The organism is Streptomyces sichuanensis (assembly GCF_020328095.1).
GTDB lineage: Bacteria > Actinomycetota > Actinomycetes > Streptomycetales > Streptomycetaceae > Streptomyces > Streptomyces cinnamoneus.
The window spans coordinates 61,409-74,968 of record NZ_JAIXMK010000044.1 but is presented as its reverse complement, the minus strand read 5'-3'; the positions used below and the strand labels follow the sequence as shown (position 1 = coordinate 74,968).

Genomic DNA, 13,560 nt, shown 5'->3' with positions numbered 1-13,560 from the left:
GCCGGGAAGAGCCGAAGTGCAGCTGCCTGCATGTCCGTTGACCTGTTCGCGGGCACCCCGGGGGCGGCCGAGCCACGGACGGCGTGAGGACGCGGCCTCAGACCGATGGGAGACGCCCATGCGCTTAGCCATGCTCAGCAGTCCCCGCACCACCACTACAGACGGCGAGTTCTACCGTCTCCGCGTGCCGGCCGCCCGATCGTCGGCCCGGGTTGCCCGGGAAGCCCTGAGGGCGATATTGGAGCGCCACCACCCCGAGTTGATCGAGACTGCGCGTCTCGGCGTAACCGACGCCATGGCGTATGTCCTCAACTGCGAGCCGCTGCACGCGACGATCACCGTCAGCGTTTGGGTGGGCGGGTCGTCCGCCTGCGTTGCCGTCGAGGACGGCGACGGCAACACGGACACCCTGTACACCCTGGACCGATCCGCGCTCGATGCCGCTTCGCTGTTGGCTGCTCTGATGCAGATCGCACGCAGGGTCGCTGTATCGCGCACGTGGGACGGTGCTGGCGGCGCGACCCGTGTGCACTTCGAACTCTCAGCCGAGGGACCGGTGCAGGCGTGATCAAGCCCAGACGCTTCAGCGTGTGCCACATCGGGCGGCCCACGAATCCCAACCGCGTTCTCTGGCTCCACTTCGACACGCGACTGCTCGTCGAGCTGAAACCTGCCCTTGCCCGCGATCTCGCATACGCGCTCGCGGACTGCCTTGGGTTGACCGTGACGCCCGCCGAACCGCGGCAGGCACGCGCGGCGCGCCGCTTACGGTCGCCCGCCCGCTGGCTTCTCTCCCGCCCGAGCAGGAGGTCGGCCCATGCCCGTCGTTGACCCCGGGCCCATCGCGATCGGCATCGTCGTCTTGACGCTGTCGCTGCTGCTCGGCCTGCTGCTCCTGCTCTGGTGGCTCTTGCCGAACCCCCACACGGGCTTCACCCCGCCCCCGAACGCTCCGGGCCACCGGTACCGCTGCTACTGCTACGCCGAGCCCATCACCGTGGTGGTGCTCGCCTCGCCCGAGGACGAGAAACGCCTCCTCGCCCGCGCCCGTCGGCAGCGCCGGCACCGCCGACATGCCCGGTCGGCCCCCTCCCGACCGTGGCGCCGCATCCGTCCTGCACCGCCCGGTCACGAGGGGGCGGGCGGTAGGGGACGGGGGAGACCTCCCGCACCGGTGACCGTGTAGGTACCCCGTGCGGTGATTCCCCCGCCGAGCAGGGCCCGGTCGCAGCCACGACCGGGCCCTGCCCCATACCCCAACGACGAAAGACGCCCCCGGCGCCGGCACAAGGCCGGCACCGGGGGCGCATCTGTGTGTTCAGTGGGCAATCGTCTGCCAGAGGGACAGGAGAAGCGCTGCGAGCGCGACCACAGCGGCCACGCTCGGCAGGGGCCAGCGGGCCCGTTCGAGCTCGTCGACACGCGCATCGAGGTCGACGAGCCGGCCGTCGGTCTGATCGCTGCGTTGGACGAGTAGCGCGAGCTGCCCGTCGAGGCGCGCGAACCCCACCTCGACGGACCGGTGCAGCCTCTCCAGTTCGAGGGCGACCGGTGTCGGGTCGGGCGGGGGAGACGTCACAGAGTGCCGTCCCGCGGACGGTCGAGCGCGCGCAGCTCGGCGTCGCGGTCGGGGGCGGTGCGCAGCCATCCGGGCATGAGCGCCTGGACCCCGGGCAGGGCCATCACGCGGGCGAGGCCACCGGCGACGGCCAGGGCGCCGGCGACCCACGGAAGGGCGCGGGGGATGCCGGCCGCGTCGACGATGGCGGGCAGCAGCACGGCCAGGGCGACGGCCGTCTGCACCACGGTGCGGATGGTCCGGCGGGATGCATCAGTCATGGGGCGAGTCCTTTCGAGGGAGGGTTAGACCTTGGGGACGCGGAGCGCGTCCCAGGTGACACGGCCGGGCCACCCGTCGGCGTCGGTGCCGGAGAATCCCTGCTTGCGCTGCCACCGGGCGTAGCTGCGGAGATCAGCGACGGTCCACTGCGGGCCGGGGCCCGCGGCGTACGCGCTGCATCCCTCCTCGACGAGCCGGCGCCCCATCGCGGTCACGATCGGCGAGTCCGGGTACGACTTGAAGAAGTCGCGGCCGGGGAACGGCTCATAGGTCGGCGACGGCACGGGCTTGCCGGGCGCGTGGCCGAGGCGGCGGTCGATCCGCTCGCGCATCGTGGTCATGGAGAAGCCGCGCGGGTCGATCTTCTGATCGGTCCACTCCTTGTGGCCGATCACGCTTGCGGCGCTCCAGCCGTAGGCGCGGCAGATCGCGGCGGACGCCCTCTCGATCGCGTCGAGCTGCGCCTCGGGCCACGGATCCGACCCGTTGCCGAGGTTCACGCACTCGAACCCGTAGAACCTCGCGTTGCCGTCGGCGTTGCTGTCGGAGGGGCCCGGGGTCGGCTGCTCGTCGACGACGGCGGCGAGCACGTCCGCGTCGCCCGATCCGGCGTGGTTGGCGCGGCCGGCCGAGATCAGGTAGACGTCGCCGTTCTTCGCGATCACGCCGTGGCACAGCGGGCCGGGAAGCTCGGCGTACCCGTCGACGCACAGCTCGACCGAGGACTCGGTGCCGGAGCTCGCCGTGTGGTGGATGATCACGCCGTTGATCGGGCCCCAGCCGGCGCCGCGGGTGCCGCGGTTGTGGGTGCGCCAGTCGCCGTAGGGGATGACGTTGACGCCCTCGGCGCGCAGGGCGTCGAGCAGGGCGTCGGGGGACAGAGGTGCAGCCATGGAAGGACTCCAGACATGAAAACGGCCCCGGCCGTTGGCGCGGGGCGTCGGGTGTGGTGCGGGCGTGAAGCGGGTTAGGCGGGGGTCTTGGTCTCGCTCACGAGGGAGGCGGCGACGTTGTACCCGCGGCCGGCGGGAAGAGCTGCGGCGAACGCCTCGGCGGCTGCCCGGAGCGCGGCCTCGTTCTCCTGCGGCGTGAGGTAGACGGAGCCGCCGGGCGCGAACGCCACGACGGGGATGGTGTGGCGAATGACGGCCTCCTGCGGGCCCTTCTCATCGATGCCGTACGAGATGGCGATCTCGGCGCGAACGATCTGGGTCATGGGGTGTGGTCCTTTCTTGGGGTGTGGGGTCAGGCGAGGGCGAGAGCCATGATCGGAATGTCGTGATCGGTGAACACGCCCGCGTCGCCCTGGTTCAAACTGGCGGGCGTGTCGGACTGGCCGTTGAGGTACCAGGCGCGGGCGAACGGCGTCCCGAAGAAAAAATTGGCTCCGGCGACGCTGGCCTCGTTCTGTACGTGGTAGTACGCGTAATCCGCTGTACCGCCGGTGGTCATGACCCACGTGATCCAGTAGCGGCCGGGCGACAGAGTGACGGTCGAGGGCATGGCGATCGGCGTCGCCCCGACGTGGTTGTTGATCATCTGAGGCGGGCTGCCAGCCGTCTGCCCGGCCATGCCGAGGCTGACCGGGGCCGCCGTGCTGATGACCTTCGATCCGTCTTCGCGGTAGATGCCTGCGGCGTACCGGGTGGCGGACACGCCCCCGTAGCCACGGGCGAACATGATCATCCGGTTGACCTGCGTGGGTTCCGTGATGTTGATGCCGCACACGTACAGCCGCTGCGGCGTCAGGTACTTCGCCACGGGGTTGGCGACCGTGTACGGGTCGCACGTCCATGCCTGGAACCCGAGCGCCGCCGGCGTCCAAGAGTTCCGCCCCGCCGCGCTGGGGAGCTGCGCCGCGGGCAACCGGCCGGCCGCGTCGAGCGCCGCGACGCCGTTCGCCGCGCCCCGCATGGTGGTGGCGAGGGCGCCCACCTGCGCGGCTGTATAGGTGGGGCGCTGCGCCGGGGCGAGGATGCCGTCGGCGCTGAGGGTGGCGACGCCGTTCGCGGTGCCCTTGTCGGCCGTAGCCACGGCTCCGATGTTGGAGGCGGTGAGCGGGACGTTCCCTGAAGCGTCCGGCGCGAGGCCGGCGACAGTCCGCACGCCTCCGCCGCCGCTGCTCGCGGGGAGCTGCGCGGCGGGCACGCGGCCGGTGGCGTCGAGCTGGGCGACCCCCCCGGGTGCGCCGGCCGCGCTCGCCGGTACCGCCTGGACGTCTGCGGCGGCCAGGCGGACATCGGCCGTGCGGTAGCCGTTGACCGACTGCACGACGCCGGGCGCGCCCGGCGCCCCGTCCTTGCCCGGAGCGCCGGCCGGGCCCTGCGGCCCGGTGGGGCCGGTGGCGCCGCGGGGACCGACGAGGGAGGCGACCCAGTCGGTAGGGGTGCCGGTGAAGCCGGTGGCGAGGGCGACCTCGTACGCGGACTGTCCGCGCTCACCCTTGTCCCCCTTCGGGCCGACCACGCCGACGTAGTTGGGTTTGGTGGGGTCGGTGGGCGCGACGTCGGCCAAGTCGACGTATGGCTCCCGGGAAGGGAGGAGCAGTTGATATGTGCGGCCGGCCGGGATGCCGGACAGTGCCTCGGTGACCGTCCAGCTCCACCCCGTGGGGTCCATGCCGGGCGCATCGGTCGCGGGCAGGACGACGGCGACCTGCCCCTGCGCGTCGAGCTGCGCAACGACCGGGCCGCCGAGGATCACGTCGGCCGCGGGGAACGTGAGCTGCGCGGGCGGGCGAAAGGTGACGCTGCCGGAGAGCGGGCGGCCGTCGGGGGCGAGGAAACGACCGCTTACCGTGACTGTGGGTATGGATTCGGGGAGCAGGTGAGTGCCTCTCTCGTCAGGTTTGGCAGCCGTAGAGCAGCTTGGTGAGGGCGTAGACGTGTCCGTCTCCGCTCGTGCGCCGGGCCTCAATGCCGATCTCGACCTGCGAGCCGGGGTCGACCCCAACAAAGTCGGTGTGCTCGAAGGAAGAGCCGGCGCGGACGGTCGGGCCCCATGGCTTTTCGTTGACGAGCACGCGTACCTCGCCATTGGTGCCACCGTCCACAGCGGTACTCATGAACATGCGTATCTTCGGCTGCCATATGGAGTTGAAGGACTGGGCAATCAGAGTGAAGTCGTTGGAATCCGTCTTGGGCCAGGAAGCGCCGATATCAATGTTCTGTGGGGGCATCAGGGCGAGCCAGGGGTAGGCGATCCCGCCGGTGCGCACATCGTCAGCCCAGATCACGTTGCCCTTGGCGTCGAAGAGGCGTACCGGCTGGGGGATTGACTCATCGGTGCCGAGGCGAATCGTCAGAGCAGACGTACCGTTCTGTCGTCCCAAATGAAGGCCGTATTCACCGTTCGGCCAGCGACCTACGCCGAGGATTTGCGACCCATTCGGAGCGAAAACGCCGAGGGTGCCACCCTCGCCAATCTTCACGTCGCCTTTACTGACCTGATTCATGGCCGGGCGAATCTGAGACCGGCCGGCGAGCTGTCGTACCTGCCTTTCCAGCTCACGAATACGGTCGAGTAGGTCGAGTGGCACAGCGGCCATCAGGCAGCCTCCAAGTGCAGTTGGGCAGTCTCGGCGCGCCCGCGCTCGGCGGGCGTGATGGACATGCCGATCACGCGGTACCGGGCGTCGAGCCCGTCGGGCCACCACAGGTCACGGATGCGGAGCCGGATCGTGGCGCCGAGCGCGGCCGGTGAGAGGCTGCCGTCGAGGCGCACCGTGATCTCGGGGATGGTCAGTGGCGTGCGGGCGCGTGCGTGGTCGGCGCGGGCATGGGCGTCGAGTACGTCCTGCGAGATGACCGTCTGATAGTCCGAGCTGCCGTCGAGGCGGGGCCAGCCAGCGGCGAGATCCTGGTCGGCGACGAGCAGCGCGGACGTGAGCGGGACTGATTCGGCCGCCTGGTTCGAGTTCGTGCTCGCACCGCGGGACTGCCACGCGTTTGCGGTCACGGTGGCGTCGACCGGCCACCCGTAGGCCAGGACGGGCCCGGGGTGGTCGAGGACGATCTCGCTTGCCCCCGTGCGGATGGGGGAGCCGAGCTGTAGCCGTTTGATACGGCGCCCGGTTCCAGGGTCACGCATAGACGCAATGCGCCACTCGAACCCGCCCTCGACGGCCCCGAGTTGGGATACCAGATCGCGGATATGCGGCAGGTCGTATCGGGAGTACACGCGGTCACGCCGCACGCCCGAGGGGGTCGTGTCGTAGGTGATTCCGATGTCTCCGCCGGCGGTGTTCTGCACGTAGTCGATGAGCGTGCGGACGATGTCGTATTGGTCGACACCGGTCGCAGTGAGCGTGTCGTAGAGCATGCGGTGATCGAGATAGGAATCCCAACCGGCTGCCTGTATCTGCACGGCGAGCTCGCCGCGGCTGCTGCTGTTGACGCGCGCAGTCCACAGGATTCCGCCCCACCAAATCTCACGCCCGCGCTCGACCCATACCGCGGTACGGCCGGGCTCGATCACCTGCCTTACGCGGGCAGCAAGTTGGGCGTTCGGTACGGGGATGGTGCCGGACATGCTCGGGGTTTTGCCGATCCAGTCGTCGAATGCGAGCCCCTGTACGGGCAGGACGTCGAGCAGTTGGTCGGTGCGCAGGTCGCAGAACAGGACGCGATAGGGGGGCAACGTTCACCCCCCCTGGTGCGTGGGTCAGTCTGCTGTGTAGGTCACTCCGTCAAGGCTGATCCACTGGGGGAGCTCCCAGAATTCATAGGTGCGCAAGGCGCCGCCGGGCTGGATTTCGACTCGGCAGAGGGAGGGGCCGCGGTTGATCTGGTCACGGGGTGAAGCCCACGCGAATTCCCGTCCGCCGGCCGGCCGCGCCTCGATCGGCAGGGTAAGAATGGTCGCGCCGTTGGGAATGGTGCCCCCGGACTTCGTCGGACCGATGCGCCCGCGCAGCATGACCATGGGGCCGATGCGGCGCCATGCCGCGGGCATGCCGTGGTTGGGGAACCCGTAGCCCGGGGACAGGGCGAGCGGCTGCCAGCCTGAGTCAGCCGGGTACGGCTGCCATGTGGCCGACTTCGCAGACCAGCGCTCCAGGCCGATGCCGGTGTCGCGGTACTGGCCGTCGTAGGCACCTGGGAAGGCGAGCCCGTACCCGCGGGGGATGATCCCGCCGGCCGCGCTGGTGAAGCGGCGCCGGTCGGCCAGGGCCGAGGTCCAGGTGATCCCGCCGGTACCGGCCGAGGTGCCGGCCGGTACGGTGACGTCCCACAGACGCAGCACTGCGCCGGTGAGTGTGGGGGCGCTGGGGGTGGCGGTCGCCTCGCCCTGGACGACGTCGACGCGGGCGGCGGGGGCCGGCGAGGTGTCGTATCCCGGGTCGGCGATCCGGAGCACGATCGAGTCGATCCGCCCGTACTGGGGGGAGCCGTCGGCGATCGTTACCACCTCCGGGGCCGTGATCGCGACCGGGTAGGCGCCCTGTGCGACGGTGCCCTGCACGATCGCGCGGCCGACTCCGATCTGTACCTGCATCGCCGACACCCCGACCGCGGCGAACGGCTGTCCGCCAGCGATCACGCCGTCGCGGCTGGTCATCTCCCCCGCGGGCGCCATCACCCCCAGCGGGGTCAAGCGCGTGTCTTCGCGGGTCTGCCCGGTGCCGAGCAGCCACGCGGAACGGACGGTCATAGAGAGTGGTCCTCCTTACCAGTAGGCCGAGCGGAAGGTGACGGCCACGGACGAGCGGGGGTCGGATGAGCCGGGGGCGGCGCGGTAGGCGAGCGTCGACGTGCCCGGCAGCAGCGTGAACACCGACTCGGGGACGCTGCGGCCGGTGACGGTGCCGAGGCGGGACGTCGAGCCGTTGAGCAGGACGGTGCCGGCCCCGGTGTCGACGGTGAGCACGTCGGAGGTGTCGAGGACGATGTCGTACTCGACCACGTCCCCACTGACCACGTTCGTCAGGCTCGGCCGGTCGACGGGCCCGCGGAACTCGATCACGGGTGCGGCCGGTGCGTCGCCCTCGTTGGTCACGGTCATGCCGCCCGTGCTGCCCGGCGGCCCGAAGTCCAACGGCCACCCGAGTCCCTCGGGGCCGGGGACGAGGTGCCAGTCGAGGCCGGGCTCGGGGCGCGGTAGACGGGCCTCGACGCGCTGCTCGACCAGCGAATAGCGCCTCGGGTCAGTCGCCTCGAACTGCAAGGCACCGCCCTCGGCAACGCCGACGCGGTAGCCGGAGGCCACGGGGACGCTGCGCCGCAGGCACCGGGCCCAACACATCAGGGCCGGCCCGTCGTCGAGCTTGATCGCAAGGGGCAGCTCGTCGTCGCGCAACGCGGTCGCCGCGGCCAGGGCCCGCACCGCGGCACTCATCGCACCGGGCTCGGTGCGCAGCACGAGGTCGTTCACTGTGATGGTGCGAGGCTGCGCGAGCAGCTCGCCCGGGAAAGCGCCGTGTTGGGATGAGCGGGGCACCGTGCCGGAGTCGAGCCCCGGCGTTTCCTCCCACCCAGCCACCGACTTCCAGCGCACGGGCGTGCCGGGGCCTATGAGGAAGTCGCCGAACTGGATGTGTCCGGGGAGCCTTGCCAGATCACCGGGGGCCACGTTCACCCCCTGCTCTTCATGTGCCAGGTGAGCGCCGCCGCGGTCTGATCCGCGCTCGCGCCGCCCGCGTGCCAGTTCTCGATGTGCACCGCCGGCCCCCAACTCCCCCCGGCCGCGCCGCCATTCGAGACACCGCCCGGGGCGGCGAGCTGGGGGGAGGGGACGGATACGAGATTGCGCATGGTGCGGTCGATGGCGGGGGCGCCCGCCTTGATGCCCTCGACGACACCGGCAGGAATGAAGCGGCCGATCTTGTCTCGCATGAGGCGCGATGGGCTATGAATTCCGAGCGCCTTAGCAATGGGTCCGGGGATCATATCTTTCGCCCAACCCATCAGTTTTGAACGTAGCCAAGGGCCCATATTCATGACGCCTCGGTACAGGCCGCGGATCAGATCTTCACCCTTGTCATAGAGCATTGATCCGAAATTGCCGAAGTAACTCACGACGCTGCCGGGAAGTCCGCGGACGTATCCAAGGAAGGCGCTTCCCTTTTGCTTCGTGCCCGACACGATGGAATCCCAGTGCCGGAGGATCACGCCAACAAGCGTCCACGTCAGGAAGAAGTCGACGATTTTTCCGGGAATTCTGGCAATCCATGAGACCGTTGCGTCCCATACGCGTTCGGTGCCTGAGCGTATGGACTCCCAATGGCGGATGATGACGCCGACCAGCGTGAAAGTCAGGAAGAAATCAAGAATGGATTGGCCGACACCCTTGATCTTGTTCCACACCCAACCCCAAGCGGCGGACGTCGCCGCAGTGATCTTGTCCCAGTTGGCGACGATCAGCACGACCAGGCCGACGATCGCGGCAATGATCCACGGAATCGGCCCCGCGGCGGCCAGCCATGCGAGAGCCATGCGGGCGCCCTGAATCGTGGCCTGCCCACCCATGAGAAGCCAGGCACCAGCAACGCGAAGCGCCGTCGCGCCGGCCGCTGCCCCCTGCGCCACCCAACCGCCGAGGATCATCGCGTTTGTGGCGACAAAGCGCACGGCAGCGGCGGCGCCGGCGGCACCTTGTGTCGCCCAGCCGGTGACTACGGCGACAGTGGTCACCCCCGCCTGAGAGGCCAGGGCGAGGAGCGTCGGCAGCATCAGGACCGTGATCACGCCGGCCGCGACACCCAGCTCGGTGGAGTGCTCCGAGATGAACGCGCGCGACGTGGCGTACGCCTTTCCCAGTCCGCCCGCGCCTACCCAATCGGCAAGTTTCTCGATAGCGGGAATGGCCTTCCCGCCGATGAAGTTGACGAACTTAGTCTCTAGGGCACGCATGAATACCTCGATCTTCGTCGAGGCGTTGTCGCGCATCGCGTCGCCCGCTTTATCGGTCGCCCCCTTAACGTCGCCGAGCGCTTTAACGGCCGTTGACGGGTCGAGCTTGAACAGCGCGCCTTGCAAGTCTTCCGCTTTGGTGCCGAAAAGTGCAACCGCGGTCGCATTCCGCTTGGCCGGGTCCTCGATTGCCTTGATGCGTTGCAGAACTTCGCCGAGTGCTTTCGACGCCTTGGGGCCACCCTTGGTGAAAGTGGCAGCCATGGTGTCTGCGTTCAGGCCGATATCCTTAAATGCCTGAACACTGCCATCCGACATGTCCTTGCTGCGAATGGCGAATTCCTTAAGCGCATCCGCGACCGTGTCCGCGTCCCGCGCGCCACCCTGTAGGCCCTGTTGCATCAGGCCCATTGCGGTCTGTGCGTCGAGGCCCAGGTCGCGGAACTGCGTCGGATATTCCGAGAACGTGTCGAGCAGGTCCTCGGCGGCGTTGGTGCCGCTCTGCGTGCCGCGGACGAGGACATCCATAGCCTCATCCGCGCTCTTTGCGATGCCGGATTTCAGCATCGTGCCTACCGCTCGGCTGACCTTGCCGACGTCCTCGCCCATGACCGACGCGGTATCGGCGACGCGCCGGCCCATGGTCTGGATCTGGTTCTGCGTGGCCTCGGGCGGGAGCAGGCCCTGTTGGGCAATGCCGCGCATGATCTCGGCGCCGTCCTCGACCGAGTCGACGATGGCGCCGGAGTAGAGCTGACCGGCGGCGCGGCCGTACTGGGCGGCCACGGGGCCACTGCTGCCGAGCTGCGCCTGCAACTTGCCGGCGACCTTGCCCTGCTCCATGGCCTTGCTGATGCCGCCCATGAGCGCGGCACCGATCCCGATGCCGACCACGGCAGCGCCGAGCTTGCTCAAGCCCGTGCGCAGGGCGCCGGACGCGCGCTCGCCCCCGCGCTGGGCTCCCTCTGCGACGCCGTCGCCGAGCTGCTGTCCGGCCTGCTGCCCGGCACTGCCCGCGGCGGCGGCGATCTGACTACCGCCCGCCTGCACCTCGGAGCGCGCGCGGGACATGCCCTCGCCGACGCCGGACTCGTCGACACGCACCGTCGCGGCGAGCTCGCCCACCATGAGCGCCACTGCTCATCACCTCCGGGCGGTCGTGCCGCCCTTCGGGGCGGAGGAGTCAGGCGGGGGTGTGAGCACGCGGGCGAGCCGCGATTCAGCAGAGAGGAGAGCGAGGATGCGCAGCCGCAGCCAGCGCCAGGAGCGCGAGCACAGCAGGCGCCCGTCGCCAAGATCGATGCCGTAGACCTCGTGCAGATCCGCCTCGACGAGAGGCCACTCGGCGAGGATCTGCGCCCAGGTCAGCGCCGGCGCTGCTTGCCCTTTGCGGGGGCCGGCGCCGGACGGGTACTCGTACCACTCGTAGAGCCCCGAGACCGGGTCGAGCTCGCCGCGCCCGACTGGGCCCTGCGCTGCTGCCGATTCGGGGCCACCCGAGAAGGGTCGCCGGCCGCATTCCAGAAACGTTCCGCCGCGGCCTTGTCCTGCGAGATCCACACCATGGCGGTGATGGCGCTGTGCTTGAGCGCGGGCCAGGGCACACCGTCGGCGACCATCTCAGCGTGAGCGGAGCCGAGGACGTCCGCGTACAGGTCCCGCTCGGCCGCATCAGCGAGGATCTGCTCGTCTGCGCGCCCGCCGTCCGCGGCGACCGCAGCGGCGTGCACGATCGCCTGTGTGCGCAGCCCGACCTCGGCGGACGGGGCGGGTACCCGGTACACCCGCCCGCCGATGGGCAGGTGCAGGGACTCGTCGAGCAGCTCGTCGAGCGCCTCGAACGCCATCAGCTACCACCCCCGGCCGGCTTCGGCGGCGTGCTCGGCGCCGGGTTGACGATGGGCTTCAGCGGGCCCGACCCGGTGATCGTCACCTTGATCGTGTCGACCTCGTCGGGGCCGCCACCGTCGGGCTCCCACGTCACCAGCCCGACGCCCTCGTACGCGTCGTCGGCGCCATTGCGGTCGTAGTAGCGGACGTGCACGTACGAGGCGGCGCCGAAGGACATTGAAGCCCGGCGCAGCGCCTCTTGGGCGGCGTTGAACTGGCCGGTGACAGGGTGAGCGCGGTGGGCGATCGTGGTCTCGACGGACCACGCCAGCATGGTTACGGCCTGCTCGGACCATCCCTCGGCGTCGTAGGTGGTCACGTCCTGCTGCGTGGGTTCGATCTTGGGGGCGAACTCAGTGATCCCGGGAACCAGGGTCCATGCGGGGGTGGTGGTCGTGCTGGTGTCGAGCTCCAGCCGGTACCGGCGCGCAAGCGCGGTGATGGTCTCGGCCGGCGGCGTCGGTGTAGCCATGCGGTCGGCCTCCTATTCGAGATGGGGATGCGCGCGGTGCGCGCGAAGGTGGTAGTTGGAGCTGCGTTCCATGCGGCCGGAGGAGTCGGCGCCGATCGGGGCCCCGGAAGCGCGGGTGATGAGCTGCACGCGCACGGCGGCGAAGAGGAAGGGGCCGGCGCCCTGCAAGACGTCGTACGCGGCGTCGTCGAGGGCGTCGACCTCGCGCGGGTCAGCCCCTGCGCGGGTGCGCACCTGCACGCCCGTCGTCGTGTCCGTGAGCACGGAGGAGTCGGCGACGACATAGGCCGAGAGACAGATCGCGCGGTCCGGGGCCGGCGGCATGGCGGCGATGGTGATCGCGGTCTCGCCCGGGGCGTACACGCCCTCGGGCCGGTAGGTGCCGACACCCTGCTCGTGCAGGAGTCGGGCGAGACCGTCCAGGAGATCGACGGTGTACGACATCAGCCGCCCAGCGCGCGCCGGACCTGCGCCGCGATCAGCGCCTGTACCTCGCCCGCGGTCTCCGGCAGCACGGATTCGAGGTACTTCGCGGAACGGCCGGGGCTGTGCCGCGCGTTCAGGTCCTCGTGCACCCGGCGGGCGTAGGGGGTATCGAAGGACACCGCGGCGGTCATCGACTGCTCGTCGACCGAGGCGGCGCCGCTGCGTTCGAGAGTGCCCTCGTTGATCGGCACGCGCTGTCTGCTCGCGGCGAGCACATGCTCGGCGCCGAGCAGCAGCCCCCGAGCAGCGGCTCGCCGGATGAGCTCGGTTGCGGCGGCGCCGTTCCACTGGAGCCGTACGGATTGGCTCACTCGCAGCTCACCTCCGTACAGGCCGGCACGGGCAGACCCGGGGCGGTGTGATGGGTGACGGTGATCGCCGTGGTGGTGCGGCCATCGGGCAGGGTGATCCGGGATCCGGGCGGGCAGTCCAGCGTCGGCCCCGCGATCACGGTCGCGGTGGCGGTGACCTGTCGGCCGTCAGCGGTACGGACGAGCCGCGGGGAGGAGTCGACGAGCGCGGGCACGTCCGGTATCGCGTGCCGGTACTGCTGCCCGTACGCCCCCTCGCCCGCGTAGGGCTCGACGGTGATTCGGTGGCGCAGCAGGGCCGGCGGGACGCGCGTCACCACGTGATCACGTACCCGGGTTCGAGGCCAGCGCGGCGCAGCGCGCGGTCGGCGCGGGGCGCGAGCTCGACGCCGGACGCACCCGCGGTGCGCCCGGTGCGGCCTGAGAGTGAGACCGGGCCGATGCTGACGGAATCCCACTGCCCGGCCGCACCGGTGCCGTCATCGCCTGTGGCGAGCTGCCACTCCACCTGTGCGCACGTCGCGTCGGCGAGGGCCTGCGCGATCCGTGGATCGAGCGGGTCGCCGTCGTCGTCGACGGGGTAGATCGCGGTCAGCAGGGCGCTGTCGATGTCCTCTGACGCCCTGCTGATCAGCCGCTCGGCATCCGCTGGGGCCGGCGTGCCGAGCCATGTGGAGAGCTGTTCCGGGGTGGAGTAGGGACGGCGCACGT

Annotated in this window: 18 protein-coding genes; 2 read left to right on the top strand and 16 right to left on the bottom strand. The window is 70.1% G+C overall.

Annotated elements, in window-relative coordinates; translation table 11 throughout:
• Positions 1–118: 118 nt before the first annotated feature.
• Together LE181_RS15205 and LE181_RS15200 are read left to right on the top strand one after the other, a co-directional pair.
• Positions 119–568, top strand: a complete 450-nt coding sequence (locus LE181_RS15205) for a hypothetical protein (RefSeq protein WP_225661809.1) — start codon at positions 119–121, stop codon at positions 566–568.
• A 249-nt stretch (positions 569–817) separates the two neighbouring features.
• Complete coding sequence (locus LE181_RS15200; RefSeq protein ID WP_225661808.1) at positions 818–1,186, top strand: hypothetical protein; 369 nt, start codon at positions 818–820, stop codon at positions 1,184–1,186.
• Between the two features lie 132 nt (positions 1,187–1,318).
• On the opposite strand, the gene LE181_RS15195 is transcribed toward LE181_RS15200, so the two are convergent.
• From LE181_RS15195 to LE181_RS15120, 16 genes are all read right to left on the bottom strand, one after another.
• Positions 1,319–1,579, bottom strand: a complete 261-nt coding sequence (locus LE181_RS15195) for a hypothetical protein (RefSeq protein WP_225661807.1) — start codon at positions 1,577–1,579, stop codon at positions 1,319–1,321.
• Positions 1,576–1,839, bottom strand: coding sequence for a hypothetical protein (locus LE181_RS15190; protein WP_225661806.1), 264 nt, complete (start codon positions 1,837–1,839; stop codon positions 1,576–1,578). Before LE181_RS15190 ends, LE181_RS15195 begins: the two co-directional genes overlap by 4 nt.
• Before the next feature lie 24 nt (positions 1,840–1,863).
• Complete coding sequence (locus LE181_RS15185; RefSeq protein ID WP_225661805.1) at positions 1,864–2,733, bottom strand: peptidoglycan-binding protein; 870 nt, start codon at positions 2,731–2,733, stop codon at positions 1,864–1,866.
• Between the two features lie 74 nt (positions 2,734–2,807).
• Positions 2,808–3,056 (bottom strand): hypothetical protein, encoded by a 249-nt coding sequence (locus LE181_RS15180; protein WP_225661804.1) that lies wholly within the window; start codon positions 3,054–3,056, stop codon positions 2,808–2,810.
• A gap of 29 nt (positions 3,057–3,085) precedes the next feature.
• Positions 3,086–4,543, bottom strand: a complete 1,458-nt coding sequence (locus tag LE181_RS15175) for a collagen-like domain-containing protein (RefSeq protein WP_225661803.1) — start codon at positions 4,541–4,543, stop codon at positions 3,086–3,088.
• A gap of 139 nt (positions 4,544–4,682) precedes the next feature.
• Positions 4,683–5,387: a hypothetical protein gene (locus tag LE181_RS15170; protein ID WP_225661802.1), complete on the bottom strand. Its 705-nt coding sequence runs from the start codon at positions 5,385–5,387 to the stop codon at positions 4,683–4,685.
• Positions 5,387–6,478 (bottom strand): hypothetical protein, encoded by a 1,092-nt coding sequence (locus tag LE181_RS15165; RefSeq protein ID WP_225661801.1) that lies wholly within the window; start codon positions 6,476–6,478, stop codon positions 5,387–5,389. The genes LE181_RS15170 and LE181_RS15165 overlap by 1 nt, the downstream gene beginning before the upstream one ends.
• A gap of 24 nt (positions 6,479–6,502) precedes the next feature.
• Positions 6,503–7,492: a hypothetical protein gene (locus tag LE181_RS15160; RefSeq protein WP_225661800.1), complete on the bottom strand. Its 990-nt coding sequence runs from the start codon at positions 7,490–7,492 to the stop codon at positions 6,503–6,505.
• Between the two features lie 15 nt (positions 7,493–7,507).
• Complete coding sequence (locus LE181_RS15155; protein WP_372458365.1) at positions 7,508–8,212, bottom strand: phage distal tail protein; 705 nt, start codon at positions 8,210–8,212, stop codon at positions 7,508–7,510.
• Between the two features lie 200 nt (positions 8,213–8,412).
• A complete protein-coding gene (locus LE181_RS15150) occupies positions 8,413–10,818 on the bottom strand; it encodes a phage tail tape measure protein (RefSeq protein ID WP_225661810.1) in 2,406 nt (801 codons plus the stop codon).
• Between the two features lie 236 nt (positions 10,819–11,054).
• Complete coding sequence (locus tag LE181_RS15145) at positions 11,055–11,537, bottom strand: DUF7426 family protein (RefSeq protein WP_225661799.1); 483 nt, start codon at positions 11,535–11,537, stop codon at positions 11,055–11,057.
• Entirely contained in the window at positions 11,537–12,052 is a 516-nt protein-coding gene (locus tag LE181_RS15140; protein ID WP_225661798.1) for a phage tail tube protein, read from the bottom strand. The genes LE181_RS15145 and LE181_RS15140 overlap by 1 nt, the downstream gene beginning before the upstream one ends.
• A gap of 12 nt (positions 12,053–12,064) precedes the next feature.
• Positions 12,065–12,496 carry a minor capsid protein gene (locus tag LE181_RS15135; RefSeq protein WP_225661797.1) on the bottom strand — a complete coding sequence of 144 codons (432 nt, stop codon included), beginning with the start codon at positions 12,494–12,496 and terminating at the stop codon, positions 12,065–12,067.
• Entirely contained in the window at positions 12,496–12,849 is a 354-nt protein-coding gene (locus tag LE181_RS15130; protein ID WP_225661796.1) for a minor capsid protein, read from the bottom strand. The genes LE181_RS15135 and LE181_RS15130 overlap by 1 nt, the downstream gene beginning before the upstream one ends.
• Positions 12,846–13,166, bottom strand: coding sequence for a hypothetical protein (locus LE181_RS15125; RefSeq protein ID WP_225661795.1), 321 nt, complete (start codon positions 13,164–13,166; stop codon positions 12,846–12,848). The genes LE181_RS15130 and LE181_RS15125 overlap by 4 nt, the downstream gene beginning before the upstream one ends.
• Positions 13,163–13,558 (bottom strand): hypothetical protein, encoded by a 396-nt coding sequence (locus LE181_RS15120; RefSeq protein WP_225661794.1) that lies wholly within the window; start codon positions 13,556–13,558, stop codon positions 13,163–13,165. The genes LE181_RS15125 and LE181_RS15120 overlap by 4 nt, the downstream gene beginning before the upstream one ends.
• Between the last annotated feature and the right edge of the window lie 2 nt (positions 13,559–13,560).